We start from the raw sequence: 26,849 nt of genomic DNA on the forward strand, positions 1-26,849 counted from the left end.
TTTCGATCCTGAACGGGTTGAAAAGACATTGCAGGCACTGATTGAGCATCATGACGCGCTTCGCATGGTCTACCGTGAAGAAAACGGCGACATCATTCAAGCGTATAAACGGATAGACGAATGCGAGGTCAGCTTCGAAATCGTTGATCTGTACGGCTCAGATGAAGATATGCTGAAAAGCCAGATTAAGGTTCTCGCTGACAGTCTGCAAAGCAGTCTCGACCTGCAAAACGGTCCGCTTCTGAAAGGGGAGCTGTACCGCACGGAAGCAGGGGATCATCTGCTCATCGCTGTACACCATCTCGTGGTCGACGGCGTATCATGGCGGATTTTACTTGAGGACTTTGCATCAGGCTACGTGCAGGCTGAGAACGAAGAGAAAATCGTCTTCCCGCAAAAAACGAACTCCTTCAAGGATTGGGCGGAAGAATTGGCGGCATTCAGCCAATCAGCACACCTTTTGCAGCAGGCTGAATACTGGGCGCAAATTGACGCTGAAGAGGTTTCTGCTGTACCGAAGGATGATGAAACAGAGGAGCGGGTTGTCAAACATACATCATCCGTCATCTGCGAATTAAATGAAGAAGACACTAAACATCTCTTAACAGATGTTCATCAGCCATATGGAACCGAGATCAATGATATTCTCCTCAGTGCGCTCGGATTAACGATGAAAGAATGGACAGACGGTGTCAAAATCGGCATCAATCTCGAGGGGCACGGACGGGAAGACATCATCCCGAATGTGAACATCTCCAGAACGGTTGGCTGGTTTACGGCACAATATCCTGTTGTGCTCGACATGTCTGAAACAGATGTCTCAGCGGTCATCAAAGCAGTCAAAGAAAACCTGCGCCGCGTTCCGGATAAAGGCGTCGGATACGGCATTCTCCGCTACTTTACAGAACAAGCGGAAGCGCAAGGCTTCACACCGGAAATCAGCTTTAACTATTTAGGCCAATTCGACAGTGAAGTGAAAACGGATTTCTTTGAACCGTCCGCTTTCGATATGGGACGCCAAGTGAGCGAAGAATCAGAAGCCCTGTACGCTTTAAGCTTCAGCGGCATGATCCGAAACGGACGTTTTGTCCTTTCTTGCTCCTACAATGAGAAGGAATATGAAAGAGCAACGGTCGAAGCACAAATGGAGCGGTTTAAAGAAAATCTCCTCCTGATCATCCGCCATTGTACGGAAAAAGAGGACAAGGAATTCACACCGAGCGACTTCAGTGCGGGAGACCTTGAAATGGATGAGATGGGCGATATCTTTGACATGCTTGAGGAGAATTTGAAATAAAAACGCAAGGGAATTACAGAAGGCGGGAGCGAAACATATGAGTCAATTTAGCAAAGATCAGGTTCAAGATATGTATTACCTATCGCCGATGCAGGAGGGGATGCTGTTTCATACCATCCTTAATCCCGGCCAGAGCTTTTACCTTGAACAAATTACGATGAAAGTAAAGGGCGACTTCAATATCAAATGCCTTGAAGAAAGCATGAATGTCATCATGGACCGGTACGATGTATTTCGTACCGTGTTCATTCACGAAAAAGTAAAAAGGCCCGTTCAAGTCGTATTAAAAAAACGTCAATTTCATATAGAAGAAATGGATCTGACACGTTTATCCGAAAGTGAGCAAACGGACAAAATCAATGAATACAAAGCACAGGATAAGATCAAAGGCTTTGATTTAACGCGGGATATTCCGATGAGGGCAGCCATCTTCAAAAAAGCTGACAACAGCTTTGAATGGGTGTGGAGCTACCACCACATTATTTTGGACGGATGGTGCTTCGGCATCGTCGTGCAGGATCTGTTTAAGGTATACAACGCCCTGCGCGAACAAAAGCCGTACAGTCTGCCGCCTGTCAAACCGTATAAGGAATACATCAAGTGGCTTGAAAAGCAGGATAAACAAGCATCGCTCCGCTACTGGCGCGAGTACTTGGAAGACTTTGAAGGACAGGCGACGTTTGCGGAACAAAGAAAGAAACAAAAGGAAGGGTACGAACCGAAAGAACTTCTCTTCTCACTGCCGGAAGCGGAAACAAAAGCTTTTACAGAGCTTGCGAAATCTCAGCACACCACTTTGAGTACCGCTTTGCAGGCAGTCTGGAGCGTACTGATCAGCCGTTATCAGCGGTCTGACGATTTGGCTTTCGGTACAGTCGTTTCCGGGCGTCCCGCGGAAATCAAAGGCGTTGAACATATGGTCGGCCTGTTTATCAACGTTGTTCCAAGAAGAGTGAAATTGCCTGAAAACATGACGTTCAACGGTTTGCTCAAGCAGCTTCAGGAGCAGTCACTTGAGTCAGAACCGCATCAATATGTGCCGCTTTATGACATTCAAAGCCAAGCCAACCAGCCGAAATTGATTGACCACATCATCGTGTTTGAAAATTATCCGCTTCAGGATGTAAGCAATGAAGAAAGCGGACAAAACGGATTCGATATGGAGGATGTCCATGTATTTGAGAAGTCAAATTACGATCTCAATTTGATGGCCTCCCCGGGTGACGAAATGCTGATCAAGCTTGCCTATAATGAGAATGTGTTTGATGAAGCGTTTATGCTGCGCTTAAAATCCCAGCTTCTCACAGCGATTCAGCAGCTTATTCAGCATCCGGATCAGCCTGTCAGCACCATTGATTTCATTGACGAAAAAGAAAAAGAGTACTTGCTTAACGGCTTAAATCCGGCACCTCAAACGTGTGAGCCAAAACCTCTGACGGATTGGTTCAAGGAGGCGGTGGACGTCAATCCAAGTGCACCGGCGCTCACATTTGCAGGCCGAACGCTGTCCTATCACGAATTAGACGAGGAAACGAACCGCCTCGCACGCCGTTTGCAAAAGCAAGGGGCAGGCAAAGGCTCAGTTGTTGCATTGTACACGAAGCGCTCGCTGGAACTGGTGATTGGGATTCTCGGTGTGTTAAAAGCGGGAGCTGCTTATGTGCCGGTTGATCCTAAGCTGCCGGATGACCGAATTTCATATATGCTGACCGACAGCGGGGCGGCATGTCTGCTTACACATCAAGAGATGAAAGAGCAAGCGAGTCAGCTGCCGTTTACAGGCCAAACGCTCATCATTGATGATCCCATCCGTTTTGAAGAAGAGGCAAGCGATCCTGAAACCGCGATTGCACCAGATGATGCGGCGTATATCATGTATACATCAGGCACAACCGGAAAGCCAAAGGGAAATATCACGACGCATGCCAATATTCAAGGATTAGTGAAGCACGTTGACTACATGACGTTTTCTGAAAAAGACACGTTCTTATCTGTATCGAATTACGCTTTTGACGCATTTACCTTTGATTTCTACGCTTCCATTTTGAATGGAGCAAGGCTGATTATCGCAGATGAAAATACACTGCTTGATACAGACCGTCTCACGAGCCTCATCCGTCAAGAGAATGTCAGCGTCATGTTTGCGACCACAGCTTTATTTAATCTTCTCACAGATGCGGGAGAGGATTGGCTGAAGGGGCTTCGCTGTGTGTTATTCGGCGGGGAACGCGCGTCTGTGCCTCACGTCAGGAAAGCGATGCGGATCATGGGGCCGGGCAAGCTGATTAACTGCTACGGTCCGACTGAGGGCACGGTGTTTGCAACGGCTCACGTCGTACACGAGATTCCGGAGTCTATCTCCTCACTGCCGATCGGAAAGCCGATCAGCAATGCAAGTATTTATATTCTCAATGAATCAAATCAGCTCCAGCCATTCGGAGCGGTCGGTGAACTATGCATCAGCGGAATGGGTGTATCAAAAGGCTATGTAAACCGTGATGAGCTGACGAAGCAGAAATTTACCGCCAACCCGTTCAAACCGGGAGAAACACTTTACCGCACCGGGGATCTCGCTCGCTGGCTGCCTGACGGTACGATTGAATACGCCGGCCGCATTGATGATCAAGTGAAAATACGGGGACACCGGATCGAGCTGGAAGAAATCGAAAAGCAGCTGCAGGAATATCCCGGAGTAAAAGACGCGGTCGTCGTGGTGGACCGCCGCGAGTCTGGGGACGCATCAATTAACGCCTACCTTGTGAACCGGACACAGCTTTCAGCAGGAGACGTTAAGGCACACCTGAAAAAACAGCTTCCTGCTTATATGGTGCCGCAGACATTTACGTTCTTGGACGAGCTTCCTTTAACAACAAACGGAAAAGTCAATAAACGTCTGCTGCCAAAACCGGAGCAAGATCAGATATCGCAAGAATGGATTGGGCCTCGAAATGAAACGGAAGAAACAATCGCGCAAATCTGGTCCGAGATTCTCGGCAGAAAGCAAGTCAGCATCCATGACGATTTCTTCGAGCTTGGCGGCCATTCCTTAAGGGCGATGACAGCCGCTTCTCGCATCAAAAAAGAGCTCGGAATGGACCTTCCGGTGAAGCTATTGTTTGAAGCGCCGACGATTGCCGGCATTTCAGCATATCTGAAAAACGGAGGCTCAGAAGGACTTCAGGACGTTACAATCATGAATCCGGATCAGGATGACATCATTTTCGCATTCCCGCCGGTATTGGGATATGGCTTAATGTATCAGAATCTGGCCAAGCAATTGCCGTCATACAAGCTGTGCGCCTTTGACTTTATTGAAGAGGAAAACCGTCTTGACCGTTATGCCGCTCTGATCAAGGAGCTTCAGCCGGAAGGTCCTGTGACACTGTTTGGTTATTCAGCAGGATGCAGCCTGGCGTTTGAAGCCGCTAAAAAACTTGAAGAGCAGGGACGCACCGTACAGCGGATCATTATGGTGGATTCCTATAAAAAACAAGGCGTCAGTGATCTGGACGGACGCACGGTCGAAAACGATGTCGAGGCGCTGATGAATGTAAATCGGGACAATGAAGCCCTCAATAGCGAAGCCGTCAAGCAGGGGCTCAAGAAAAAAACACATGCCTTCTACTCATACTATGTCAACCTGATCAGCTCGGGCCAAGTGAAAGCGGACATTGATTTGCTGACCTCTGATATTGACTTTGAAATGCCTGAATGGCTTTCGTCGTGGGAAGAGGCGACAACGGGCGCTTATCGTGTGAAAAAAGGCTTCGGTACACACGCCGAAATGCTGCAGGGCGAATGTCTTGATAGGAATGCCGGGATTTTGCGCGAATTTCTTAATAAACAAACCATAACGCTTTCTTAAGGAAGCGATGAAAGGGGGAGCCGGCCAATGAGCCAACTCTTCAGATCATTTGATGCATCGGAAAAAACGCAGCTCATCTGTTTTCCGTTTGCCGGCGGCTACTCGGCGTCATTTCGCCCTCTCCATGCTTTTTTGCAGGGGGAGTGTGAAATGCTTGCAGCTGAACCGCCCGGGCACGGCACAAATCAGACGTCAGCAATTGAGGATCTCGAGCAGCTGACTGATTTGTACAAGCAAGAATTACATTTGCATCCAGATCGGCCGTTTGTGCTGTTCGGGCACAGCATGGGCGGCATGATTACCTTCAGGCTGGCGCAAAAACTGGAGCGTGAAGGCATTTTTCCGCAAGCCGTGATTATTTCTGCGATTCAGCCGCCGCATATTCAGCGGAAAAAAGTATCGCATTTGCCTGATGATCAATTTCTCGATCATATTATCAAATTAGGCGGAATGCCCGCAGAGCTCGTTGAAAATAAAGAAGTTATGTCATTTTTCCTTCCTTCGTTCAGATCGGATTACCGGGCTCTTGAACAATTCGAGCTTAACGACATGACGCCGATCCAATCGCCGGTCCACGTCTTTAACGGACTGAATGACGAAAAATGCATCCGGGATGCGGAAGGCTGGAAGAAGTGGGCGAAACACATCATGTTCCATGAATTTGACGGCGGGCATATGTTTCTGCTGTCAAATACGGAGGAAGTGGCGGAACGGATTTTTGCGATTTTGAATCAGCATCCGATTTCCAGTTCTTAATGAAAAAGCGGACAGCGCTGTGCTGTTCGCTTTTTTTATATAGAATGTAAATTTTTTCATGATATAATAGTCGCAATACTCAAATAAAGGCAGGTCAGGAAAAAATGTCTCGGCACATCCTTTGCGCGTCTCCTAAGATGAAATGGTTAGTATTGCTGTTCACGTTTGTCTTCGCCATCGGAATGAACTCATTCAGAAATTCCTTTCAATTTTTTATGCTCCCGATGGCAGAGACCTTTCACGCCGATCGGTCGCTGATTTCGGCCTCCGTCAGCATTTTTATGATCACAACGGGAGTCGTTCAGTTTTTTGTCGGCTTTTTTATTGACCGGTTCAGCGTCAGAAAGATTATGGGGATCGGCGCCATTTGTATCAGCGCAAGCTTTTTGGCGCTCCCGCATTCGCCGAATGTCCATATATTTTCCGTGATTTACGGAGTGCTCGGCGGAATCGGCTATTCCTGCGCGGTTGGCGTGACGACACAGTATTTTATCAGCCGCTGGTTTGACACGCATAAAGGCTTGGCGCTCGCCATTTTGACCAATGCAAATTCAGCCGGTTTGCTGCTGCTGTCACCGATTTGGGCTGCGGCTCCTTACTATGCAGGCTGGCAAACTGCGTATACAATATTGGGCATTTTCTTAGCGGCTGTCCTGCTGCCTCTTTTGGCCTTCGGAATGAAGCACCCGCCCAATGTCCAAGGGCAGTCCGTGAAAAAATCTTATGACTGGCAGGGATTTTGGAAGGTGTTAAAGCAGTCCCGCCTCATTCATATCCTGTACTTCGGCGTATTTACGTGCGGATTTACGATGGGAATCATTGATGCTCATCTCGTTCCAATGCTGGAGGATGCGCATGTCTCTCATATCAACGGAATGATGGCTGCATTCGGGGCGTTTATTATCATCGGGGGATTATTGGCAGGCTGGCTGTCAGATTTGCTTGGCAGCAGAAGCGTGATGCTCTCCATTTTGTTTTTCATTCGTCTCATCAGCTTGATCTGCCTGCTCGTTCCCGCACTCGGCATTCATAACAGTGAGCTCTGGTACTTGTGCTTTACGCTGTTATTCGGGCTCAGCTACACAGGCGTGATCCCGCTGACCGCTGCGTCCATTTCTGAAAGCTTTCAAACCGGGCTTATCGGTTCGCTCCTAGGCATCAATTTCTTTATCCATCAAATCGCCGGCGCTCTCAGTGTGTATGTGGGCGGATTGTTTTTTGACATGAATCATAATTATTTGCTGGTTACTGTTGTGTGTTTGGTGCTTGTAAGTTTATCAGCATTATTGGAGCTGGCGCCAATCAAAAAAAACAATCATGTTCATAACGAAGAGAGTGTTGAGGGGTAAATCTCCATTAGCTGAAGAGAATGTTACTCAATGGAGCGGCATATCTCATTAACATAAAAAAAGAGGGAAAACCCTCTTTTTAAATTTGTCATTTTACTTTTTTGGCACGTACATGTTCTTTTACAAGCTGTCTGAATGAGTGGAGCTCATTTTCGAATACAAAAAAACGTTTAGGAACTAAGATGACCTGGTGACTAGAAGTTTTGATTGAGAAAAAGTGTTTATATTCTGCAACTGCCCTTATTTCATCCCATTCAAACAACGTAACATCGTTTTTGGATTGAATTTGAATGCCTTGCCGGTTCATGGTATATGTCCTTTTGCGTTTTAGCCGTGTATTGTTCTTATAGCTGGTACGCAGCCGCATATAATGAAAAGCAATCAAAAGCAATGTAAAGATCAAAGATAGAATCGCTATGAAAATACCATTATATATCACTTCAAGTGTTTCGCTGTCATAAACAGTAAACGGAAATCCATAAAGTGAATACACCAATAAAGATAGAAGAAAAATATAAATAAAAGAAAACAAAGCTGATATTCTTTGCCGGGATAAAAAGTAACATCTCATATCTTGTAATGAAATGGCTCCCTCTAGAAAGACACTGTGTTGAATCATTCTTACACTGCACCTCAAACCATTTTTCCTTCAACTCTAACATAACATCTCATTTGTTCATAGAAATGGATTTTTTGGTTTGCTTTCTTTTTCGGAGACCGGCATTGCTTCCCAGCACGCCGATGATAATACAAACCGCACCGGCAAGGTGATACCAGGCTAGGCTTTCGTGCAAAACCACAACTCCGGCAATCATCGTCACGATGGTGGACAAATGATTAAAGGCGCTCATTTTAAACGCCTCAATCCGGGACAGCGCATAGTTGGACATAAACGAAGTCACGAGCGAAGATAACACGCCCAAATACACTATCGCGAGAATAAAGCCGGGCTCCCGGAATGGATGGAAGTAAGTGCCGACCGTTCCGGAAGCGCCGTGCCGCACCAAGGCGATGGCATTGAAGACGACAAATCCTATCGCTGACATGATGTAGGTGAGCTCTATCAGCCGGAAACGCTGTGTCATTTTTCTTGCGGCGGTATTGTACATAGCTGAAGACAGAGCGGACAAGAGAATGAGTACAGATCCCTTTAGGCTGGCCGATTCAACGTTCACGCCCTTCATCACAAAAATAAACATAACGCCCGCAACTGATAACACGGTGAACCCTTTTTGAGCCCACGTCGATCGCTCTTTTAAAAAATAAGCGGCAAAGACCATTGTAAAAATCGGAATCGATGCCTGAATGATCCCGGCTTCAGAGGATGACGAGTACACCAGGCCGAATGCCTGAAAGCTGAAAAACAGCGCCGGATACAGCAGGGCGAGCGGCAAAATAGCCATTACATCTTTTAAACGGATGGACAGCTTCACCCATCCGAATAAGACAGGTATAGTAGCCGCTGCAAACGCAAGGGTGAACCGGTGTGCAAGAATATCAAATGGTTCTGCCGATTGCAGCGCGATTTTCACAAAAAGAAAGGATAAACCGATAATCAAAGCGTATAACATAGCTGCAAGATAAGCTGAGGTTTGCTGGTTTTTATACATACAGGAAGTGCTCCTTTAAATAAATAATAGAGCCGGCCGCTCCCTTTTATTGTATGGGGTGGATAGGAACGGTACAATGAGAAAAACAATGAACTGTACCGGTACAAAACAGGGGGAGAAAGAATGGAGAAGTATATCAGTCTCTTCATACAGATAGAGGAAATGATGCAAAGCAGTGTCTATCAAGAGGGAGACAGGCTGCCTTCCATCAGGCAGCTGTCCGCCCGCTATCAAGTCAGCAAAAGCACGGTGATCCGCGCGCTGCAAGAGCTGGAAAAACGCCATCTCATCTATTCTGTTCCGAAAAGCGGCTATTATCTTGTGAAAAAGACGAGGAAGCAGCATCACGGCAAGTCAAGCCCAATCGACTTTGCAACGTCTGCGCCGGACCCTGATATTTTTCCGTATGTGGATTTTCAGCATTGCATCAACAAAGCGATTGATACATACAAGCATGATTTGTTTCTCTACGGAACGCCGAAAGGCCTCCCGTCGCTCATCCGTGTATTGCGAAAGCTGTTTGCTGATCAGCAGGTATTTGCGGACGAGCGGCATATGTTTATCACATCCGGCGTCCAGCAGGCACTATCCCTGCTATGTGCAATGCCGTTTCCCAATGGGAAAGAGAAGATCGCCATTGAACAGCCAGGCTATCATTTGATGATTGAACAGCTGGAGACACTGGGCATCCCCGCAATCGGGATAAAAAGAACGGAGCAGGGGCTTGATTTAGCGGAAGTCGAGCGGCTGTTTCAAACAGAACCGATCAAATTTTTTTATACGATGCCACGCTTCCATAACCCGCTTGGGAGCTCACTGGCCGAACGGGACAAACGAGAGCTGGTAAGATTGGCGGCAGCCTATGACGTCTATCTTGTTGAGGATGACTATCTCGGTGATCTCGAGGAAAATAAAAAGGCAGACCCGCTGTACGCATACGATCTGTCCTCACATGTGATTTATTTAAAAAGCTTTTCAAAAATGATATTTCCCGGCCTTCGCGTGGGGGCCGCCGTTTTGCCAAATGCGCTGACTGACACATTTCATACGTACAAAAAGCTGAACGACATTGACTGCTCGATGATTTCTCAAGCCGCGTTAGAAATTTACATCAAAAGCGGAATGTTCGGCAGGCACAAGGAGAAAATCAGAAATTCCTATAAGGAACGGTCCCTCAGGCTTCATGAAGCCATTCAAACACACGGACAATCGAGCCGCGGCCGCTTTCTATTTTCCAGCGGCCAGGCCCCGTGCATGCATACCCATCTGGTGCTTCCTGAGGATCTGCCGGCATCAAGAGTGATTCAAAAGATGAAAAAACAAGAGGTTCTTCTTGAAGCGATTGACCGCCATTATTTATCAGACTATCCGAAAGAAAATCTATTAAAAATCAATCTTTCCAATGTGAAGACTGAAGATATTGAACGCGGCATAAAGCTGCTGATGAGCCATTTATAAAAGCGCTTCGTACGAGATCATCGTGATGTCCTCCGGGAAATCAGGTCGGGCGGCGCACACAGCCATTTTATAGCCGGGATCTACCTCATACGTTTTGATAAAGCAAGGCGTATGGTGCTCCGGAAGCTCGACGGATACTCGGCCATCCTCATGCAGGCGCACGGAGAAGGAATCAAGCGGCAGCGACAGGCCTTTGCCTTCCTGCTTGATAAAGCTCTCTTTCATAGACCATAGATGATAAAAATAATCGTTTTGCTCGTCTTTATGTTTGGATAAAAGATCGCTGTACTCTTTCTTCGAAAAGAAACGTTCGGCAATCCCGAGGCTGATTGGCTTCATTTTTTCAATATCGACGCCGATCGGATCTGAATCAAACGCGCCGATGACCCAATGGCCGGAGTGGGAAATGTTAAAGTGGGCATTGGGGAGGTCAGGGATGCAAGGCTTCCCGTATTCCTGCGCGCTGAATCGGATATCGGCTTTATTCAGCTGGTACTGCTCGCTGATGACAGAGCGAACAAGCACATCTCCCAGCAGGGTGCGGTGAGCATCTTCTTTATGATAAAATCTCCGGCATTTCTCCCGTTTTTCAGCAGAAACGAAAGACATCAGCCGATCCGATTCTGCCTGTGAAAGCGGGCGGTCCATATAAATTCCGTAAATTTTCATTCTAGATCCTCCGTCTGCAAAAGATTGTCAAAACCATCCTATCATACTTCAACAAGACTCATATAGAGGAGAAAATAAAAAAACAAAGCCGAAGCGGCTTTGTTTTAGTGTATAGGCGGAGTTGCTTTCACAGCGGCTGTCCGCCTTGCCACAGCATAATTCAGCAGCTGGATTGACTGCGGCAACGAAAAGCGCAAAATGATACCGGTGAGGATGGCGGTCAAAATTGTACCTAAACCGATCGGACCGCCCATGCCCCATGCTACAAACAAAATTGTTATTTCCATGCCGTTCCGCACCCATTGCACATTCCAGCCGGTTTTTTCTGTAATCAGCATCATCAGTGAATCACGCGGCCCCGCGCCAAGGCCCGCTGATACATAAACACCGACGCCGTAGCCGATCAGCAGCACGCCGAGAGAGAAGACGATGACGGAGCCTGTGTAGGTGGAGGGGGCAGGCAGAAGAAAATTGAAAAAATCTATAAAAACACCAATGAGCACCATGTTCAGGATCGCCCCAATTTTTGGCCAAGCCCTCGTAAACAATGACGTGAATCCGACGATGAGCGCTCCAATAATGATGGACCACTGGCCGACGGTAAGCCCGAAGTGCTGAAACAGGCTGTAATGAAATGCATCCCACGGACTGATCCCCAGCGTTTTTCCTTCTATCGTAAGGGATACACCAAAAGACAAAATAAGCAGACCGGCAAAATAAAATGTCCAGCGCAGAACAAGTTCTCGCTTCACGTGAAGTCCCTTCTTTCGTAAAAATCAATCGATTGTCATTGTAGCATATCTGACAAAAGGGCGGAATAGGCGAAAGGGGCTCAACAAAAAAACAGGGCCGCCGGCAGGCGCCCTGTTTTGGGTTTTACAACGGGTTCAAAATCCGATTCAAAAACCGCTGGGTCCGTTCTTCTTTTGGAGCAGAGAAAATTTCCTCAGGCGGCCCCTGCTCCACGATAACGCCGCCGTCAATGAAGACGACTTCGTCCGCCACTTCTTGGGCGAATTTGATTTCGTGGGTAACAACGACCATGGTCCAGCCTTCATTGGCTAAATCCTTGATAACCTTCAGCACATCACCCACAAGCTCAGGGTCAAGCGCTGAGGTCGGTTCGTCAAACAGCATCAGCTCAGGCTGAATTGCCAGTGCGCGGGCGATGCCGACGCGCTGCTGCTGTCCGCCGGAAAGCTGGAACGGATATAGATCCATTTTGTCCTTCAATCCGACTTTATCAAGAAGCTGAATCGCTTCTTTTCTGACTTCCTCTTTGTTTCGTTTTTGCACCTGAACAGGGCCTTCCATCACGTTTTCAAGGGCTGTGCGGTGAGGGAAGAGGTGATACGCCTGAAACACCATTCCCGATTTCCGGCGGAGCTGAAGGATATCCGACTGCTTCACTTTCTTTGAAAAATCGATGGAGAAATCATCAAATGCAAGCTCCCCGCGATTCGGGATCTCCAGCGCGTTCAGACAGCGAAGCAGCGTCGTTTTCCCTGAACCGGAAGGCCCAAGTATAGCGATGACTTTTCCTTTTTCTATCTTCATATCTATCTTTTTTAAAATTTCATTTTGACCGAATGATTTGTTTAATCCTTTAACGGAAAGCATACTCGGAACCTCCTTATTTGGCCACGTAGCGGTCAAGACGCCGTTCGATGACATGCTGGACGAGCGAAAGCAAGAAGCAGATCATCCAATAAATAAAGGCCGCTTCAATATAAATGACTAAAATCTGATCGAGATTGCGCGCGCCGATTTCCTGAGCTTTTCTGAACAGCTCAGCGACGAGAATCTGAGATGCAAGAGATGTATCTTTGATCAGGCTGATAAAGGTATTGGATAATGGCGGGATCGACACACGAAACGCCTGCGGCAAAATGACGCGGAACAGCGTCTTCTGGTGTGTCATGCCGATGGTATAGCCAGCTTCCCATTGCCCCTTCGGCACGGATAAAATAGATGCCCTGATGATTTCAGATGCATAGGCGCCGACGTTTAAGGAAAAGGCAATGACTGCGCTTGGAAATGGATCTAGTGTAATGTTAAAGGCCGGGAACAGATAGAAAATGATGAACAATTGAACGAGAAGTGGAGTGCCGCGTACGGCGGATACGTATACGCTGAACACCCATCTCAAAGGTCTCACTTTCGACATTCTGGCAAGCGCCGTAATCAGCGCCAGTATCATTCCGAATATAAAGGAAAGAATCGTAAGGGGAATCGTATAGTAGATTCCCCCTGAAAGTATCGGCCAGAATGACTGCTGCACCAGATCCCAAGGGATCGCCGTACCAAGCGTCAATGCCGGTATATTATTTAGAAACATCTTCGCCGAACCATTTTTTAGAGATTTTAGAAAGAGTCCCGTCCTCTTTCATTTCTTTTAATGCTTTGTTGACTTGGTCGACAACCTCGCCGCTTCCTTTACGGAACGTGAAATACGTTTCCTGCGGATCGCCTGTTTCAAACGCGATTTTTACGTTTTTGTTGCCTGATGTTTTTAAATAGTTTAAAACGGCAAGCTTATCGTTGTACGTCATGTCGACGCGGCCTTGCTGGATCATTTGAAGGGCCTGCGCCATGCCTTCAACGCCTTCTACTTTCGCGCCGGCATTTGCAGCTAGTTTGTTATAGTTGCTTGTCAGTGATTGAGCTGACGTTTTTCCTTTTACGTCTTTTTCAGACTTAATATCGTTGTTGTCTTTTTTCGTCACGACAACGGCTCTTGATGTTGTGTATTTGTCTGAGAAGTCATATTGGTTTTCACGATCTGTTTTTCCGACTTGGTTGGCAACGACGTCAAACCGTTTGGAATTCAGGCCGGCAAACATACTGTCCCACTGTGTTTCCTTGAATTCGGCTTTCAGTCCAAGGCGTTTTGCGACTTCTGTGATGACTTCCACGTCATAGCCAGTCAGCTTGTCAGTGTCTTTGTCATGATAAGTGAACGGTTCGTACGTTCCTTCTGTACCGACTGTCAGTACGCCTTTTTTCTTAATTGAAGCCCAAAGATCGCCGTTTTTTCCGTTATCTTTTGACTGATTGTCATTTCCTGCTCCGCAAGCTGCGAGAACTGCAATGCTTACGACCATGAATAAAGCTAAAAGTGCTTTTTTCATTCTATTCCCCACTTTTCTGATTAATTTTATTGAAATAAAAAAATAGCTTACAAATCTAAAGGATAACTTTTTTTTAGTATGAGTCAAGTATTTGGTTTTCATGAGACAAAAACAACTAAAATAAATTCAAAAATTGCTGCACCGGTTTTGGCAAATAACTGTCAGTTCTCCACATGACAGCCGGTGTCATAACGAAGGGATTGTTTTTAATTTTAACTGTGTGAATATGGTTTCTCATATGAACAGGAATCATGGTGACGGGCAATATGGACGCACCAAATCCTGATGAGACGAGACTGAGCAGTGTTGCTGAGTCGTGGCATTCACAAACAATACGCGGCTCCAGCTGAAGACGGTGAAATTCATTCATGACCTGATTATAAACACCTTTTCCGTTCACAGGCCGCAGCAGAATCAGCGGGAAAGAAGGGATATCCTCCATTTGGATGGTGTCTCCGCATGTATACCCGGCATCATCAGAAAGAACGAGCACACATGGAATGTCGTCAAGCTTTTTAAATTGTACGGTATCGCTTTTTATCATGGTTGTCGTGACAGCGGCGTCGATTTGCCGGCTTTCCAGCAGCTCTAACAGCGTTGCCGGCTCGTTTTCCCAAATATTAAAGGTGAGGTGCGGATATCTTTCTTTCATTTGCGTCACTTTCTCAAGCATTAGAGCCGCGCAATAAATCGTCGAACCCACAGCCAGCGTGCCGGCAACCTCCTCCCTGAGCTCTTGCACCTCTATGACTGCATCTTCAAACCTGTGCAGAATCTCTTTGGCTCTTTTGAGAAAAATGCTTCCTTCATATGTAAGGGTCATTTGTTTTTTCTTATTGCGGTCAAACAATACAACACCCAGCTCATCCTCAAGCTGTTTGAGCTGCCTGCTTAACGGCGGCTGCGCCATATGGAGCTTTTTGGCGGCAGAGGTGATCTTTTGTTCTTGGGCAATGGTAATGAAATATCGCAGCTGACGGATGTCCAAAGAAGGGCCTCCTTTTATATACCTTTTAGGTATTGATTATAGATTTAACGAATATTTTTCATATGGATATATCAGGAGTATGATTGAAATGAAGACAGAATTCAAGCGTAAAGGAGGGGCAAAATTTGAAACTCGTTGTCGGTATGACCGGGGCAACAGGGGCTATTTTCGGTGTCAGGCTATTAGAATGGCTGAAGGCAGCGGAAGTGGAAACCCATCTCGTTGTGTCTCCTTGGGCTAACGTTACCATCAAACATGAAACAGGCTACACGTTAAAAGAAGTTGAAAAGATGGCCACATACACATACTCGCATAAGGATCAGGCGGCGGCCATCTCCAGCGGCTCGTTTGATACCGATGGCATGATTGTGGCGCCGTGCAGTATGAAATCGCTTGCGAGCATCCGCACCGGGATGGCGGATAATCTGCTGACTCGCGCGGCGGATGTCATGCTGAAAGAGCGGAAAAAGCTCGTTCTCTTAACAAGAGAGACACCTTTGAACCAGATTCATCTCGAAAATATGCTTGCACTCACAAAAATGGGGACGATTATTCTTCCGCCGATGCCGGCGTTTTATAATCAGCCGAGCAGCTTAGAAGAAATGGTCGACCATATTGTATTCAGAACGTTGGACCAATTCGGCCTGCGCCTTTCTGAGGCAAAGCGCTGGAATGGAATTGAAAAACAAAAAGGAGGAGCTTGATGATGGCTTATCAAGATTTCAGAGAATTTCTCGCTGCCCTTGAAAAAGAGGGACAATTGTTAACGGTGAATGAAGAGGTAAAGCCTGAACCTGATCTGGGAGCAGCTGCACGGGCAGCCAGCAACCTCGGCGATAAAAGCCCTGCACTGCTATTTAACAATATTTACGGCTACAACAATGCGCAAATCGCGATGAATGTCATCGGCTCTTGGCCGAACCACGCGATGATGCTGGGACTGCCGAAAGATACACCGGTGAAAGAGCAGTTTTTTGAATTTGCGAAGCGATATGAACAGTTTCCGATGCCGGTCAAACGCGAAGAAACAGCGCCATTTCATGAAAATGAAATCACAGAGGACATCAATTTGTTCGATATCCTGCCTCTTTTCAGAATTAACCAAGGAGACGGCGGTTACTATTTAGACAAAGCATGCGTCATCTCCCGCGACCTTGAGGACCCTGACAACTTCGGCAAACAAAATGTCGGCATATACAGAATGCAGGTAAAGGGAAAAGACCGCCTCGGCATACAGCCTGTGCCGCAGCACGATATTGCGATCCATCTGCGCCAAGCGGAAGAACGCGGCATTAATCTTCCGGTCACGATTGCGCTCGGATGTGAACCGGTCATTACAACTGCGGCATCCACTCCGCTTCTCTATGACCAATCCGAATACGAAATGGCGGGAGCAATCCAAGGAGAACCGTACCGCATCGTAAAATCAAAGCTGTCTGACCTTGATATTCCATGGGGAGCAGAAGTTGTGCTCGAGGGAGAAATCATTGCCGGAGAACGTGAATATGAAGGGCCATTCGGTGAATTTACAGGGCACTATTCCGGCGGACGCAGCATGCCGATTATCAAAATTAACCGCGTGTATCACAGAAACAACCCGATTTTTGAACATTTATACTTAGGCATGCCGTGGACAGAATGTGATTACATGATCGGCATTAATACTTGTGTGCCGCTGTATCAGCAGCTAAAAGAAGCGTATCCGAATGAAATTGTGGCTGTGAACGCCATGTACACACACGGTTTAATCGCGATTGTATCAACAAAAAACCGCTACGGCGGATTTGCGAAAGCGGTCGGCATGCGCGCGCTCACAACCCCGCACGGACTAGGCTACTGCAAAATGGTTATCGTTGTCGACGAGGATGTCGATCCATTCAACCTGCCGCAGGTCATGTGGGCGCTCTCTACAAAAATGCACCCGAAACACGATGCGGTCATTATACCGGATTTATCTGTCCTGCCGCTTGATCCGGGATCAAATCCATCAGGAATCACGCACAAAATGATTCTTGATGCCACAACACCTGTTGCGCCGGAAACAAGAGGCCATTATTCACAGCCGCTTGATTCTCCATTAACAACAAAAGAATGGGAACAAAAACTAATGGACTTGATGAATAAATAGGAAAGGATGATTTGATATGCATACATGTCCTCGATGCGATTCAAAAAAAGGAGAAGTCATGAGTAAATCGCCTGTAAAAGGCGCATGGGAAGTCTATCAATGCCAAACATGTTTTTTCACATGGAGATCCTGTGAACCAGAAAGCATTACAAATCCAGAAAAATATAATCCGGCCTTTAAAATCGATCCAAAAGAAACAGAAACAGCGGTTGAAGTCCCCGCTGTTCCGGAACGAAAGGCCTGATCGGCGTGAATCAACTATCAGACCGTCTCTTTGAGCTGCTTGACGGGGAACGTCTGAAAGAAAAGCAGCATGAAGCCTTCGTTCTGCAAACGGTATCGGAGGACGGCTGGCCGCATGCCGCTATGATCAGCGCCGGAGAAATCATCGCCCTGAATCGGACGGATATCCGGATCGCCCTGTGGAAAAACACAGAGACCGCGGGAAATATCCTTCGAACGGGACAAGCCCAGCTTACTGCATGGTGGAAAGGAGCCGCTCATTACGTAAAACTGCAATGTCAGCCGCTCCCGCCGCTGAACGATGCGGTTTATGACAGGGAACGCTTTGCCTGCCGTATCGCTTCAGCTAAGGAGGATGTTGCAAAGTACGCTGATATAACTTCCGGTGTCAGGATACAGCTTCACAATGCTGTAGAGGTGCTTAACAGATGGGAAGCAACGCTTGAGGAATTAAAACGATAAATAAAAAGCCTGACGCCATGCGTCAGGCTTTTATTAGTATAATGAACCATATAAAGACAAAGGGGGCGTGAGGAATGGTCACAAAGGGGATCTGTCATTCAGACGGTTTTGATTTATCTTATTGTATTGAAGGAGAGGGCGCGCCGATTCTCGTGATCGGCAGTGCGGTTTACTACCCGCGTCTATTTCATCAGGATATCAAACAGAAATATCAATGGATATTTGCCGATCACAGGGGTTTTGCCAAGCCGGCGCGGGCGCTGCGGCCGAAAGATCAAAGCCTGGATGCAGTTTTGGGCGATATTGAAGCGATAAGACGCCATCTTCAGCTTAAGGATTTTATCATCATGGGGCATTCGGGGCATGCGTTTATGGCATTAGAATACGCCAGAAAGTACCCTGAGCATGTGCGAAAGGCCGTGCTCCTCAATTCAGCGCCTGATAACAGTCAAAAGAGACAGCGGGACAGTGAAGCGTTTTTTAGGGAAACAGCCAGCCCTGAGAGAAAGAAACGTTTTGAAAAAGATATTGCAAGTTTAGCAGGTGACATAGAAAAAGATCCTGAAAGGCGTTTTGTGCACATGTGCATTCGCCCTGAAGCGAAAAGCTTTTATAAAGAGAGGCCGAATGCGGCATCTTTATGGGAAGGTGTTGACACCAATATGCCGATCATAGATGAATTATGGGGACATACATTCGCGCAGATGAACCTCATACAGCGGTTAGCAGACGTTCAGGTTCCTGTCTATATCGGTTTAGGCAGATATGACTATTTGGTTGCTCCTGTATCGTTGTGGGATGCCGTTGACGGTATATATCCGCATGTGAAGAAGGTCATCTTTGAAAAGAGCGGGCACCAGCCGATGCTGGAGGAACCGCAGACCTTCGGGCAAAGCTTAATGGAATGGACAGACAAATAAAAATCCCGCAGAGCTGCTCTGCGGGATTTTCTTTATTATAAGATACCTTTCATCGCACGTTTGATGATCGGTGAGATCAGCAGCAGGATGCCGCCGAGTATGATAGAAATCAAGCCGATGGTGCCGAAGTAAGTTGTTTCAGGTATTTTATCAAACAACCCGGCTACTTGGGCATTGATTGCCTGGGCTGCTGCGTTAGTCAGAAACCACATACTCATTGTCTGTGCGGAGAATGCAGCTGGCGCCAGTTTTGTTGTAACGGATAAACCGACTGGAGACAGGCACAGCTCTCCAAGCACGACAAGCAGGAAACTGAGAACGAGCCAAAGCGGACTGACGAGTGCTTCTTTCCCTTGCATAGCCGGGAATACCATAATGATAAATGACAATCCGGCTAAAATAATTCCGATTGAGAATTTAACTGGTGTAGACGGCTGGCGTTTGCCAAGCTTCATCCAAAGCCATGCGAAAATTGGTGCGAAAATGACGATAAACAAGGGGTTTAATGATTGGAACCAAGATGACTGAAGTTCTATTCCGCCCAATGAAAGTCTTATGCGTTCATCAGCGTATACCGCAAGAATGGTCGCTCCTTGTTCCTGAATGGCCCAGAACATGACAGCACCGATAAACAAAGGAACGTAAGCGGCAAGACGAGATTTTTCTGTTTTGTCCGCTTTTTTGCTTGTAAACATGATGATGAAATAAATAACAGGAATCAAAATACCGAGAATACTTACAAGGTCGATGAAACGGTTGATCGTCAGCACGCCTGTTTGTACAGAGATCATCACTGCGATCGCCACAATGATAACACCGATTCCGGTGCCAATTGCAGATTTTTTAGACAGCGGATTCGGCACATTTGAACCTGCAGGTCCGAGGTTTTTCTTTCTTGTCAAAGCAAATACGATAAGTCCAAGAAGCATTCCGACCGCGGCAGCTCCGAAGCCGAGATGATAGTTGTACTTCTGTCCGAGTGTTCCGACAATTAACGGCGCGAGTAAACCGCCGAGGTTAATCCCCATGTAGAAAATACTGAAACCTGAGTCGCGGCGCGGGTCTTCTTTCGTGTAAAGATCTCCAACGACGCTTGAAACGTTTGGTTTTAATAAGCCTGTTCCGATAATGATAAGCACCATGCTGATATAGAATGCTATCGCGCTGCCCGGATAGGCGAGTGCAATATGGCCGAACATAATAAATATCCCGCCGTAAAACACGGTGTTTGCGGTACCGAATACCCGATCAGCGAGCCATCCGCCAATAATAGTGGACATGTATACGAGTGATCCGTAAATCGACATAATGGCAACCGCAGTGCCTTTGTCAAAGCCAAGCCCTCCGTTTACCGTCTCTGTATACAAATAGTAAAGCAAGATTGCTCTCATTCCATAGTAAGAGAAACGCTCCCAAAATTCGGTGAAAAATAGTGTAAATAGTCCTCGCGGGTGACCAAAGAACCCTTTTTGCGGGACGCTTTTAATGATACTTTCGTTATCAATCGAAGCCATGTCAGCCAAACCCTTTCTTAAAAAAGTGTATTATAAAAATCATATTCTTATATAATACTTGTGTCAATATAAATTATACTCATTTCAAGAAGTTCCAGAATGGAAAAACTATAAAGGCAGAAAGTAGTGAGTTTTTCCTGTTTCTTATGTCTCGTTTTGTTACATTTTCTAGCGATAGTATTTCTTTATACTTTTTTAATAAAATTTTAGAGAAATGTACAAGCAGATCGGGCTGCCGCGAATATCATGGTAACAATCATGCGGGAGGAGGTTGGATCATTGGCTGAATTCATCTTGAATGCAGCAGATTTCGGTATTTCAGGGGACGGAAAAACGGATTCGACAGAACTGATTAATCAATGCCTAAGCGCGGCTGCTTCAAAGGGGTACCATACAGTCTGGTTCCCGAAAGGAACATATTTAATTGACGGGACGCTTGGAGGGGATGCGAACCAGGTGTTTCGCAACGCTGGGATTATTGTTCCCGGCAATCTTAATATCGTCATGGACCCTGAGTGTATCATCAAAGTCATTCCGAACAGCTCCTGGGGGTATTCTGCATTTTATGTAGGCAAGCAAGAGAATATAACCATTTCCGGTGGACAAATTATCGGCGAGCGCGACGAGCATACGTATGCGTCCGCGGGGATAAGGTCAACCCATGAATGGGGCTTCGGCATTTGTATTGAAGGGTGTTCGAATGTTGTTATTGATGATGTCAACATTTCTGATTTTACTGGAGATGGGATCATTATCAGTCCGCGGGGCTTAAAGACAAATAACGATTATCGAACATCAGAGCACATTACCATCCGCCGCTGTAAGGTTCGGCGATCGAGGAGAAATAACATTTCGATTACCGGATGTGACACAGTTGCGGTGGAGGGCTGCGTGATTGAAGATGCCGGAACGGGAAATGGAACAGCGCCGAAATTCGGAATTGACATTGAAGGATATGGTGAAGGAAATATTGATTATGAGGAACCGCTCAATGTCTCGATTCGAAATAACTATTTTAATGGAAACGTTTCAAGTTCTGTGACCAATTTTAACGGGTACGGCATTTCAATAGAAGGAAACCACTCAGACAATACGATCAGCTATGGGTATGGCACTCAAACGGTCATTAAGGGGAATATTCTCAGAAGGGCGGAAGACGCGGCTGCGGCGCCTAGAGTCGGGATTACCGGATTGGGTGTTTCACAAGGCAAAGAAAGCAGTGATGCAGTGATCGCCGGCAACCTCATTACCGGATTTTCAACCGGAATTGATGTCAGAGGAAAGAGCGTTCTTGTCACGAACAACAAAATCAGCAATTTTGAAAACACAGGGATATTGGTTTATCAGTCTTCCGACGTAAAGGTAGACGGCAACCAGATTCAAAACGGACTGTCTGAAACAAGGCGCAGTACCGGCCTTCGAGCGGTGCTGTCTGATGATACCGCATTTCTGAATAACTGTCTTATTCAAGTCATCGACGGGGTGAACATTTCAGGAGGCGATATGATCATTAAAGACAATGTGCTGAGAAAATTCAGCCGCGGCATTTGGATCGCTCAAGGAAGCGCGTTGATCGAAGGAAATACGCTTAACCCCGACGCGTTTGAAGCGGCCCTTGAATCGTATGCGGTTTCTGTCACAAACAATGCGGGCGCAATTATTAAAAACAATACATTTAAAAACTTTAAAAATTACCCGATTTACTGTACGACAAGTGCAAAAACCTCTATTATCGGAAACCACTTTGAAAGATCTCCTCTTTTAGTGACCATCTATATCAGCACCGGTGTTCATGACATTTTTGATAACACCCTTTCAGTCAATAGAACAGCCGGCAGACCGATTGTGATTTACCTCAACGGCTCCTCAGGCTCTATCATTTCAGGAAACACCATCAATAACCTCTCCGCAAGCACGGCGGTGGCCATTCAAACGGACACCTCAACCAATTCCACCATCATCGGAAATCGAATCATCAAAGGAACCATCACCAACAACAGCGGAGATAAGGTAAACGGCAATATGATCGTCTGAACAAAAGCGCCTCGCTCTAGGGGCTTTTTTTGTTCGATTTATAGATCACGAATATCTCTCTGACCAATAACAAAACAAAAAATAACAGCATCATCCATTCCGCAAACGATGTCATCTTGAAGCTGGACATATTATTATAAATGGCTTTTCCCAAACTGAATCCTTGAAGCATGTCCATGAAAACTGAAATCACCAACAAACAAATTAATAAAACAGCCGTTATGCCTAATATTTTCATCCTTCATCACCCTCCGCTTATAGTGTCTATCTTTATGAGAGAGTTATACCCGTTCGCCAGTCACATGCATAATCTTAAGGCTGACAGGAAGAATATGAGAAAACGATAAGGAAAGGTATTTTGTGTATGCCGTCATTTTTTAAGCAAAAGAAAAATACCGAAACGAAAGACAGCCAGAAACAAGAAGATAAGAATCAGCAGAAGAAAGAAGAAGGGCCGATTCTGGCTTCTTCAAGTTTGGCGAAAAATGTGGCGGACATGAAGAAGAAAGTCGGAAGCAGCTCTGATGTCATTATTCGGGAAGTGAAAGCAGGGGAACAGGATGAAGTTCACCTGGCCATTATTTATATCGCGGGTTTGGTCGATAATAACACGATACATGAATCGTTAATCGAGCCTTTGATTCAGGATCAAACCATCCAAAACGCCCATGCGATAAAGCAGATCCTTGAAAAAACGCTTCCGCTGGGCGGAGTAAAAGCTGAAAAGAGCTGGGACAAGCTGTTCACTGAATTGATGCTTGGAAATGCGCTGGTTTTTGCGGACGGTTCTGATGAGGCGCTTATCTGCAGCACCCAGGGGGGAGAGCACCGTTCCATACAAGAGCCGAGCACCCAGGTGTCATTCCGGGGCCCGCGCCAAGGGTTTACAGAGTCTTTGCAAACCAATATTTCCATGATTCGGCGATACATTAAAAATCCCAATGTATGGGTCGAAAAAATGAAAATCGGTTCTGTGACAAATACGGATATCGCGCTGATGTACATTCACGGCATTTGTGATGAAAAGGTGCTGAAGGAAGTGAGGCAGCGCCTGAAAAAAATAGACATTGACAGTATTTTAGAATCCGGATACATCGAGCAGCTGATCGAAGACGAAACGTTTACGACGTTTCCGACCATGTATCACACGGAACGCCCTGACGTCGTCGCAGGAAATCTATTAGAAGGAAGATTTGCAATCGTTGTGGACGGAACACCGTTTGTTCTGATTGCCCCAGCCTTATTTATTCAATTTTTTCAGTCGGTTGAAGATTATTATTCACGCTTTGACATTGCGACAAGTATACGGATTCTGCGGATATTTATCTTTTTTATTTCACTTGTCGCACCGGCTGTTTATGTGGCAGCCACGACGTTTCATCAGGAAATGATTCCGACACAGCTGTTAATCGTCATTGCTGCCCAGCGGGAAATCGTTCCGTTTCCGGCCGTTGTTGAAGCCATCACAATGGAGGTTGCTTTTGAGATTCTCAGGGAAGCTGGGGTCAGACTGCCGAGGGTTGTAGGATCGGCTGTTTCCATTGTAGGCGCGCTTGTTATCGGCCAAGCTGCTGTTCAGGCTGGTATCGTGTCTCCGGCTATGGTCATCATCGTTGCCATAACGGCCATTGCCAGCTTCGCAACGCCGGCGTTTGCCATGGCGATATCTGCCCGCCTCATTCGGTTTATGTTTATCATTGCTTCTGCCGTAATGGGTTTTTACGGGCTGGTTTTAGGGATTATTATGATGTTTGTTCATTTATGCAGTCTGCGTTCCTTTGGTGTTCCTTATATGTCGCCGCTTGCGCCTTTTTCTTCACAAGGCGTGAAGGACACGCTGTTCCGTGTTCCTTGGTGGGCCGACCAGAAAAGGCCTGAATCCATCAGCAAAAAAGATAAGGTCCGTCAGGGGAAAGACCAGCGTCCTCAGCCGGATGGTTCACGCGGGATGGTGAACAAAGAGTTGAGAGAAGGAGATCAGAATGATACGTAAACGTGTACTAGCCGTTATCATGCTTTTGAGCATCATTGTGCTGCCCGGCTGCTGGGATAAGCGTGAGCTGACAGATCTTGCGATTATTTCGGCAATCGGCATTGATCGGACAAATGAAGGGAATTACGTACTGCACTTTCAGATTATTAATCCCGGAAACGTCGCCGGAGGGCTTCAGGGCGGCGGCGCGGGAGACAGGCCGCCTATATCCGTCTATTCCATAGTAGGCGACAACATGACGGAAGCGCTCAGAAAAGCCTCTATGAAAGTATCCAGGCGGCTTTATTTTGCCCATACCAACCTGGTCGTGATCAGTGAAAAGCTGGCGAGAGAGGAAGGTTTGAATTTTGTGTTAGATAACCTTGACCGCGATACGGAATTCAGGACCACGGCAACGATTGTCATCGCCCATAAAACGAAAGCCGAAAATATCGTCAAAACGCTTACGCCGATTGATAAAATACCGTCCAATAAAGTCAATAAAACACTCGACTTCACGCAAGCGCAATATGGGCGGGTGATTAAAACCAATATCCAGGATGTCTTGAAAACACTTGCCCTCACCACAGAAGCGCCGGTGATCCCCGGATACAGGATGATCGGGGACGATAAAAAAGGAGTCAGCCTGGAAAACACACAGGCGACTGACCCGCAAGCCATTCTTCAGGCGGACGGATTGGCGGTATTCGATAAAAGAGGCCATTTAAAATATTGGATTGAAGATAAGGACAAAGTTGGGGTTGTCTGGCTTAAGAATCAAATCCAGCATACGTTTATTAATGCCGATTGGAAGAAGACAAAAGATGCGGTAAGCTTACAGGTCACGCATCAGACAACAAAGCTTAACCCGGAAATACGAAACGGCCGTCCCCGCATTCATGTTCACGTGACGGTTGAAGGCATAATAGACGCAGTAAAGTATCCATTTCATTTGTCTGACCCAAAGGTGTTAGCCGATATCGAAAAAGCACTCAACAAACAGCTGGAAAAGGAAATCAGCCATGCAGTTGAAAAGATAAAGGAACATAAAATCGACTTTATCGGATTCGGAGACACGATATACAGGAAGTATCCGAAGCAGTGGAAAAAAATGAGGGATACATGGGACAAAGAATATTTGCCTGATCTGCCTGTCGATGTAAAGGCGGAGACGTATATCAGAAGAACGGGGCTGCGAAATAATCCGCTCAGAAACCAGCTTAATCATAAATAGGTCAAGAAAGGAGTAGTGACAGATGGAAAAAGCCAAAATCAGCATTAGGCAGCTGTTTGTCATGATGATCATTTTTGAGCTGGGCAGCTCCTTATTGATTACACCAGGAACGATGGCGGGCCGGGATGCCTGGATAGCAGTGCTATTAGGCTGTGCAGTTGGTTTATTTCTTTTTTACTTGTATCAGGGGATCTATCAATGCTATCCGGAGTTCTCCCCGAAAGAATACATGGATGATATGCTCGGCAAAAAGCTGAGCTGGTTCTTTTCGTTTCTTTATATCTTGTATTTTGCATATATTGCCGCCCGGGTGCTGCGTGATTTCGGGGAAATGCTGCTGACGTTTGCTTACCATGATACTCCGATTATCATCGTGAATGCTTTACTAATGGTGGTCAGCATATATGCCGTCAGAAAAGGAATTGAAGTGCTGGCGCGGGCGGGTGAGCTTCTCTTCGGGGCAATGTATCTATTGGGTGCGCTCGGTCTCGTGCTGATCATTGTATCGGGTTCCATAGATCTGAAAAATTTAAAACCGGTTTTAGCAGACGGGATTTTCCCTGTTATTCATTCTGTTTTCACACAAACCATGTACGTTCCGTTCGGTGAAATTGTTTTATTTGTAATGATTTTCCCTAATCTCAATGATCGCAAGAATGTCAAAAAAGTGGGGATGCTCGCTATGGTCATCAGCGGATTGGTTGTGGCGCTTACTGTAGCGATTAATATCAGTGTGCTTGATGTTGATCTGACATTGCGATCGCAGTTTCCGCTTTTAAGTACGATTCAGACAATCAAAGTGGAAGAATTTCTGGATCGGCTTGATATCTTTTTTATGCTGGCACTGATTATCGGCGGCTTCTTCAAAGTCAGCCTCTATCTGTATGCGGTGGTGGTGGGTGCGTCCACTCTTTTTAAGGAAAAAAATCCTTCACAGCTGGCATATCCAATGGGACTGGGCATACTCATCCTCTCTATCGCAATTGCCACCAACTTTTCAGAGCATTTAAATGAAGGGCTGAAAGTAGTGCCGCTGTACATTCATTTGCCCTTTCAAGTGCTGTTTCCATTATTTCTGTTTATCCTCGCTGTTTGGAAAAAGAAGAGAAGAGAGAAATCGAAACAGGCTGATAAACAGAAACAATAAAAAGAGCGGGGGGATGCAGCCGCCGCTCTTTTTACGTTCACTTCTATATAAAAGGGGGATTTAGGTTGCGCC

At 46.3% G+C, this 26,849-nt stretch carries 23 protein-coding genes and 1 pseudogene; 14 read left to right on the forward strand and 10 right to left on the reverse strand.

Features of this window, described 5'->3' with window-relative positions; all coding sequences use genetic code 11:
• The 4 genes from CJU60_RS13880 to CJU60_RS13895 all read left to right on the forward strand — a co-directional run.
• Positions 1-1,297: condensation domain-containing protein (locus CJU60_RS13880; protein ID WP_255238343.1), on the forward strand; the 1,297-nt coding region annotated here is incomplete at its 5' end.
• A 37-nt stretch (positions 1,298-1,334) separates the two neighbouring features.
• A complete protein-coding gene (gene srfAC / locus CJU60_RS13885; protein WP_095714067.1) occupies positions 1,335-5,162 on the forward strand; it encodes a surfactin non-ribosomal peptide synthetase SrfAC in 3,828 nt (1,275 codons plus the stop codon).
• A 27-nt stretch (positions 5,163-5,189) separates the two neighbouring features.
• Complete coding sequence (gene srfAD, locus CJU60_RS13890) at positions 5,190-5,918, forward strand: surfactin biosynthesis thioesterase SrfAD (RefSeq protein ID WP_095714068.1); 729 nt, start codon at positions 5,190-5,192, stop codon at positions 5,916-5,918.
• 104 nt (positions 5,919-6,022) lie between these two features.
• The gene (locus tag CJU60_RS13895; RefSeq protein ID WP_095714069.1) at positions 6,023-7,267 is read left to right on the forward strand and encodes an MFS transporter; all 1,245 of its coding nucleotides are present in this window, start codon (positions 6,023-6,025) and stop codon (positions 7,265-7,267) included.
• Positions 7,268-7,355: 88 nt separating this feature from the next.
• Here CJU60_RS13895 and CJU60_RS22070 read toward each other — a convergent pair whose 3' ends face one another.
• Both CJU60_RS22070 and CJU60_RS13905 read right to left on the reverse strand, forming a co-directional pair.
• Positions 7,356-7,886 (reverse strand): YcxB family protein, encoded by a 531-nt coding sequence (locus CJU60_RS22070; protein WP_095714070.1) that lies wholly within the window; start codon positions 7,884-7,886, stop codon positions 7,356-7,358.
• A 49-nt stretch (positions 7,887-7,935) separates the two neighbouring features.
• Positions 7,936-8,877, reverse strand: a complete 942-nt coding sequence (locus CJU60_RS13905; protein WP_095714071.1) for a DMT family transporter — start codon at positions 8,875-8,877, stop codon at positions 7,936-7,938.
• Between the two features lie 123 nt (positions 8,878-9,000).
• Here CJU60_RS13905 and CJU60_RS13915 point away from each other — a divergent pair, with 123 nt between their 5' ends.
• Positions 9,001-10,335, forward strand: a complete 1,335-nt coding sequence (locus tag CJU60_RS13915) for an aminotransferase-like domain-containing protein (protein WP_095714073.1) — start codon at positions 9,001-9,003, stop codon at positions 10,333-10,335.
• On the opposite strand, the gene CJU60_RS13920 is transcribed toward CJU60_RS13915, so the two are convergent.
• The 6 genes from CJU60_RS13920 to bsdA form a co-directional block, all read right to left on the reverse strand.
• Positions 10,330-11,004 carry a 4'-phosphopantetheinyl transferase family protein gene (locus CJU60_RS13920; RefSeq protein WP_095714074.1) on the reverse strand — a complete coding sequence of 225 codons (675 nt, stop codon included), beginning with the start codon at positions 11,002-11,004 and terminating at the stop codon, positions 10,330-10,332. The two genes, CJU60_RS13915 and CJU60_RS13920, sit on opposite strands and share 6 nt — an antisense overlap.
• A 104-nt stretch (positions 11,005-11,108) precedes the next feature.
• The gene (locus tag CJU60_RS13925) at positions 11,109-11,756 is read right to left on the reverse strand and encodes a YczE/YyaS/YitT family protein (protein WP_095714075.1); all 648 of its coding nucleotides are present in this window, start codon (positions 11,754-11,756) and stop codon (positions 11,109-11,111) included.
• Between the two features lie 124 nt (positions 11,757-11,880).
• The gene (tcyC, locus tag CJU60_RS13930; RefSeq protein ID WP_024120193.1) at positions 11,881-12,624 is read right to left on the reverse strand and encodes a cystine ABC transporter ATP-binding protein TcyC; all 744 of its coding nucleotides are present in this window, start codon (positions 12,622-12,624) and stop codon (positions 11,881-11,883) included.
• Positions 12,625-12,637: 13 nt separating this feature from the next.
• Complete coding sequence (tcyB, locus tag CJU60_RS13935) at positions 12,638-13,342, reverse strand: cystine ABC transporter permease TcyB (protein WP_024120194.1); 705 nt, start codon at positions 13,340-13,342, stop codon at positions 12,638-12,640.
• A complete protein-coding gene (tcyA, locus tag CJU60_RS13940) occupies positions 13,329-14,135 on the reverse strand; it encodes a cystine ABC transporter substrate-binding lipoprotein TcyA (RefSeq protein ID WP_095714076.1) in 807 nt (268 codons plus the stop codon). The genes tcyB and tcyA overlap by 14 nt, the downstream gene beginning before the upstream one ends.
• Before the next feature lie 115 nt (positions 14,136-14,250).
• Positions 14,251-15,123 (reverse strand): transcriptional regulator BsdA, encoded by an 873-nt coding sequence (gene bsdA / locus CJU60_RS13945; RefSeq protein ID WP_095714077.1) that lies wholly within the window; start codon positions 15,121-15,123, stop codon positions 14,251-14,253.
• Between the two features lie 88 nt (positions 15,124-15,211).
• Here bsdA and CJU60_RS13950 point away from each other — a divergent pair.
• The 5 genes and pseudogenes from CJU60_RS13950 (at position 15,212) to CJU60_RS13970 (ending at position 18,876) form a co-directional block, all read left to right on the forward strand.
• Positions 15,212-15,827: pseudogene (locus CJU60_RS13950) on the forward strand (non-oxidative hydroxyarylic acid decarboxylases subunit B).
• A gap of 2 nt (positions 15,828-15,829) precedes the next feature.
• Positions 15,830-17,251 (forward strand): phenolic acid decarboxylase BsdC, encoded by a 1,422-nt coding sequence (gene bsdC, locus CJU60_RS13955; RefSeq protein WP_024120198.1) that lies wholly within the window; start codon positions 15,830-15,832, stop codon positions 17,249-17,251.
• 16 nt (positions 17,252-17,267) lie between these two features.
• The gene (bsdD, locus tag CJU60_RS13960; RefSeq protein WP_010333008.1) at positions 17,268-17,495 is read left to right on the forward strand and encodes a phenolic acid decarboxylase subunit BsdD; all 228 of its coding nucleotides are present in this window, start codon (positions 17,268-17,270) and stop codon (positions 17,493-17,495) included.
• Positions 17,492-17,956, forward strand: a complete 465-nt coding sequence (locus CJU60_RS13965; RefSeq protein WP_095714079.1) for a pyridoxamine 5'-phosphate oxidase family protein — start codon at positions 17,492-17,494, stop codon at positions 17,954-17,956. The genes bsdD and CJU60_RS13965 overlap by 4 nt, the downstream gene beginning before the upstream one ends.
• A gap of 74 nt (positions 17,957-18,030) precedes the next feature.
• Positions 18,031-18,876 (forward strand): alpha/beta fold hydrolase, encoded by an 846-nt coding sequence (locus tag CJU60_RS13970; RefSeq protein ID WP_095714080.1) that lies wholly within the window; start codon positions 18,031-18,033, stop codon positions 18,874-18,876.
• 35 nt (positions 18,877-18,911) lie between these two features.
• Here the strand turns inward: CJU60_RS13970 and CJU60_RS13975 are convergent, their stop codons facing one another.
• Entirely contained in the window at positions 18,912-20,390 is a 1,479-nt protein-coding gene (locus tag CJU60_RS13975) for a peptide MFS transporter (RefSeq protein ID WP_044161897.1), read from the reverse strand.
• A gap of 279 nt (positions 20,391-20,669) precedes the next feature.
• Here CJU60_RS13975 and CJU60_RS13980 point away from each other — a divergent pair, with 279 nt between their 5' ends.
• Positions 20,670-22,424 carry a right-handed parallel beta-helix repeat-containing protein gene (locus CJU60_RS13980; protein ID WP_095714081.1) on the forward strand — a complete coding sequence of 585 codons (1,755 nt, stop codon included), beginning with the start codon at positions 20,670-20,672 and terminating at the stop codon, positions 22,422-22,424.
• A 16-nt stretch (positions 22,425-22,440) separates the two neighbouring features.
• Here CJU60_RS13980 and CJU60_RS13985 read toward each other — a convergent pair whose 3' ends face one another.
• The gene (locus tag CJU60_RS13985) at positions 22,441-22,662 is read right to left on the reverse strand and encodes a YczF family membrane protein (protein WP_024120204.1); all 222 of its coding nucleotides are present in this window, start codon (positions 22,660-22,662) and stop codon (positions 22,441-22,443) included.
• A 126-nt stretch (positions 22,663-22,788) separates the two neighbouring features.
• On the opposite strand from CJU60_RS13985, the gene gerKA reads away from it, so the two are divergent.
• Genes gerKA through CJU60_RS14000 form a run of 3 tightly spaced genes read left to right on the forward strand, consistent with a single transcriptional unit; the run spans position 22,789 to position 26,777 of the window.
• Complete coding sequence (gene gerKA, locus CJU60_RS13990) at positions 22,789-24,417, forward strand: spore germination protein GerKA (RefSeq protein WP_024120205.1); 1,629 nt, start codon at positions 22,789-22,791, stop codon at positions 24,415-24,417.
• Entirely contained in the window at positions 24,407-25,630 is a 1,224-nt protein-coding gene (locus CJU60_RS13995) for a Ger(x)C family spore germination protein (protein ID WP_095714082.1), read from the forward strand. The genes gerKA and CJU60_RS13995 overlap by 11 nt, the downstream gene beginning before the upstream one ends.
• A gap of 22 nt (positions 25,631-25,652) precedes the next feature.
• A complete protein-coding gene (locus tag CJU60_RS14000; protein WP_024120207.1) occupies positions 25,653-26,777 on the forward strand; it encodes an endospore germination permease GerKB in 1,125 nt (374 codons plus the stop codon).
• Positions 26,778-26,849 lie beyond the last annotated feature (72 nt).

It is taken from the genome of Bacillus sp. 7705b (assembly GCF_002289525.1).
GTDB classification, from domain to species: domain Bacteria; phylum Bacillota; class Bacilli; order Bacillales; family Bacillaceae; genus Bacillus; species Bacillus halotolerans.

What these genes read in the sequence shown, in the direction of transcription:
- CJU60_RS22070 (WP_095714070.1), bottom strand. Translation starts at nt 7,886, where the DNA reads ATGATTCAACACAGTGTCTTTCTAGAGGGAGCCATTTCATTACAAGAT.
- tcyC (WP_024120193.1), bottom strand. Translation starts at nt 12,624, where the DNA reads ATGCTTTCCGTTAAAGGATTAAACAAATCATTCGGTCAAAATGAAATT.
- CJU60_RS13915 (WP_095714073.1), top strand. Translation starts at nt 9,001, where the DNA reads ATGGAGAAGTATATCAGTCTCTTCATACAGATAGAGGAAATGATGCAA.
- CJU60_RS13985 (WP_024120204.1), bottom strand. Translation starts at nt 22,662, where the DNA reads ATGAAAATATTAGGCATAACGGCTGTTTTATTAATTTGTTTGTTGGTG.
- tcyA (WP_095714076.1), bottom strand. Translation starts at nt 14,135, where the DNA reads ATGAAAAAAGCACTTTTAGCTTTATTCATGGTCGTAAGCATTGCAGTT.
- CJU60_RS13920 (WP_095714074.1), bottom strand. Translation starts at nt 11,004, where the DNA reads ATGAAAATTTACGGAATTTATATGGACCGCCCGCTTTCACAGGCAGAA.
- bsdC (WP_024120198.1), top strand. Translation starts at nt 15,830, where the DNA reads ATGGCTTATCAAGATTTCAGAGAATTTCTCGCTGCCCTTGAAAAAGAG.
- CJU60_RS13975 (WP_044161897.1), bottom strand. Translation starts at nt 20,390, where the DNA reads ATGGCTTCGATTGATAACGAAAGTATCATTAAAAGCGTCCCGCAAAAA.
- CJU60_RS13905 (WP_095714071.1), bottom strand. Translation starts at nt 8,877, where the DNA reads ATGTATAAAAACCAGCAAACCTCAGCTTATCTTGCAGCTATGTTATAC.
- CJU60_RS14000 (WP_024120207.1), top strand. Translation starts at nt 25,653, where the DNA reads ATGGAAAAAGCCAAAATCAGCATTAGGCAGCTGTTTGTCATGATGATC.
- tcyB (WP_024120194.1), bottom strand. Translation starts at nt 13,342, where the DNA reads ATGTTTCTAAATAATATACCGGCATTGACGCTTGGTACGGCGATCCCT.
- bsdD (WP_010333008.1), top strand. Translation starts at nt 17,268, where the DNA reads ATGCATACATGTCCTCGATGCGATTCAAAAAAAGGAGAAGTCATGAGT.
- gerKA (WP_024120205.1), top strand. Translation starts at nt 22,789, where the DNA reads ATGCCGTCATTTTTTAAGCAAAAGAAAAATACCGAAACGAAAGACAGC.
- CJU60_RS13970 (WP_095714080.1), top strand. Translation starts at nt 18,031, where the DNA reads ATGGTCACAAAGGGGATCTGTCATTCAGACGGTTTTGATTTATCTTAT.
- srfAC (WP_095714067.1), top strand. Translation starts at nt 1,335, where the DNA reads ATGAGTCAATTTAGCAAAGATCAGGTTCAAGATATGTATTACCTATCG.
- CJU60_RS13895 (WP_095714069.1), top strand. Translation starts at nt 6,023, where the DNA reads ATGTCTCGGCACATCCTTTGCGCGTCTCCTAAGATGAAATGGTTAGTA.
- CJU60_RS13995 (WP_095714082.1), top strand. Translation starts at nt 24,407, where the DNA reads ATGATACGTAAACGTGTACTAGCCGTTATCATGCTTTTGAGCATCATT.
- srfAD (WP_095714068.1), top strand. Translation starts at nt 5,190, where the DNA reads ATGAGCCAACTCTTCAGATCATTTGATGCATCGGAAAAAACGCAGCTC.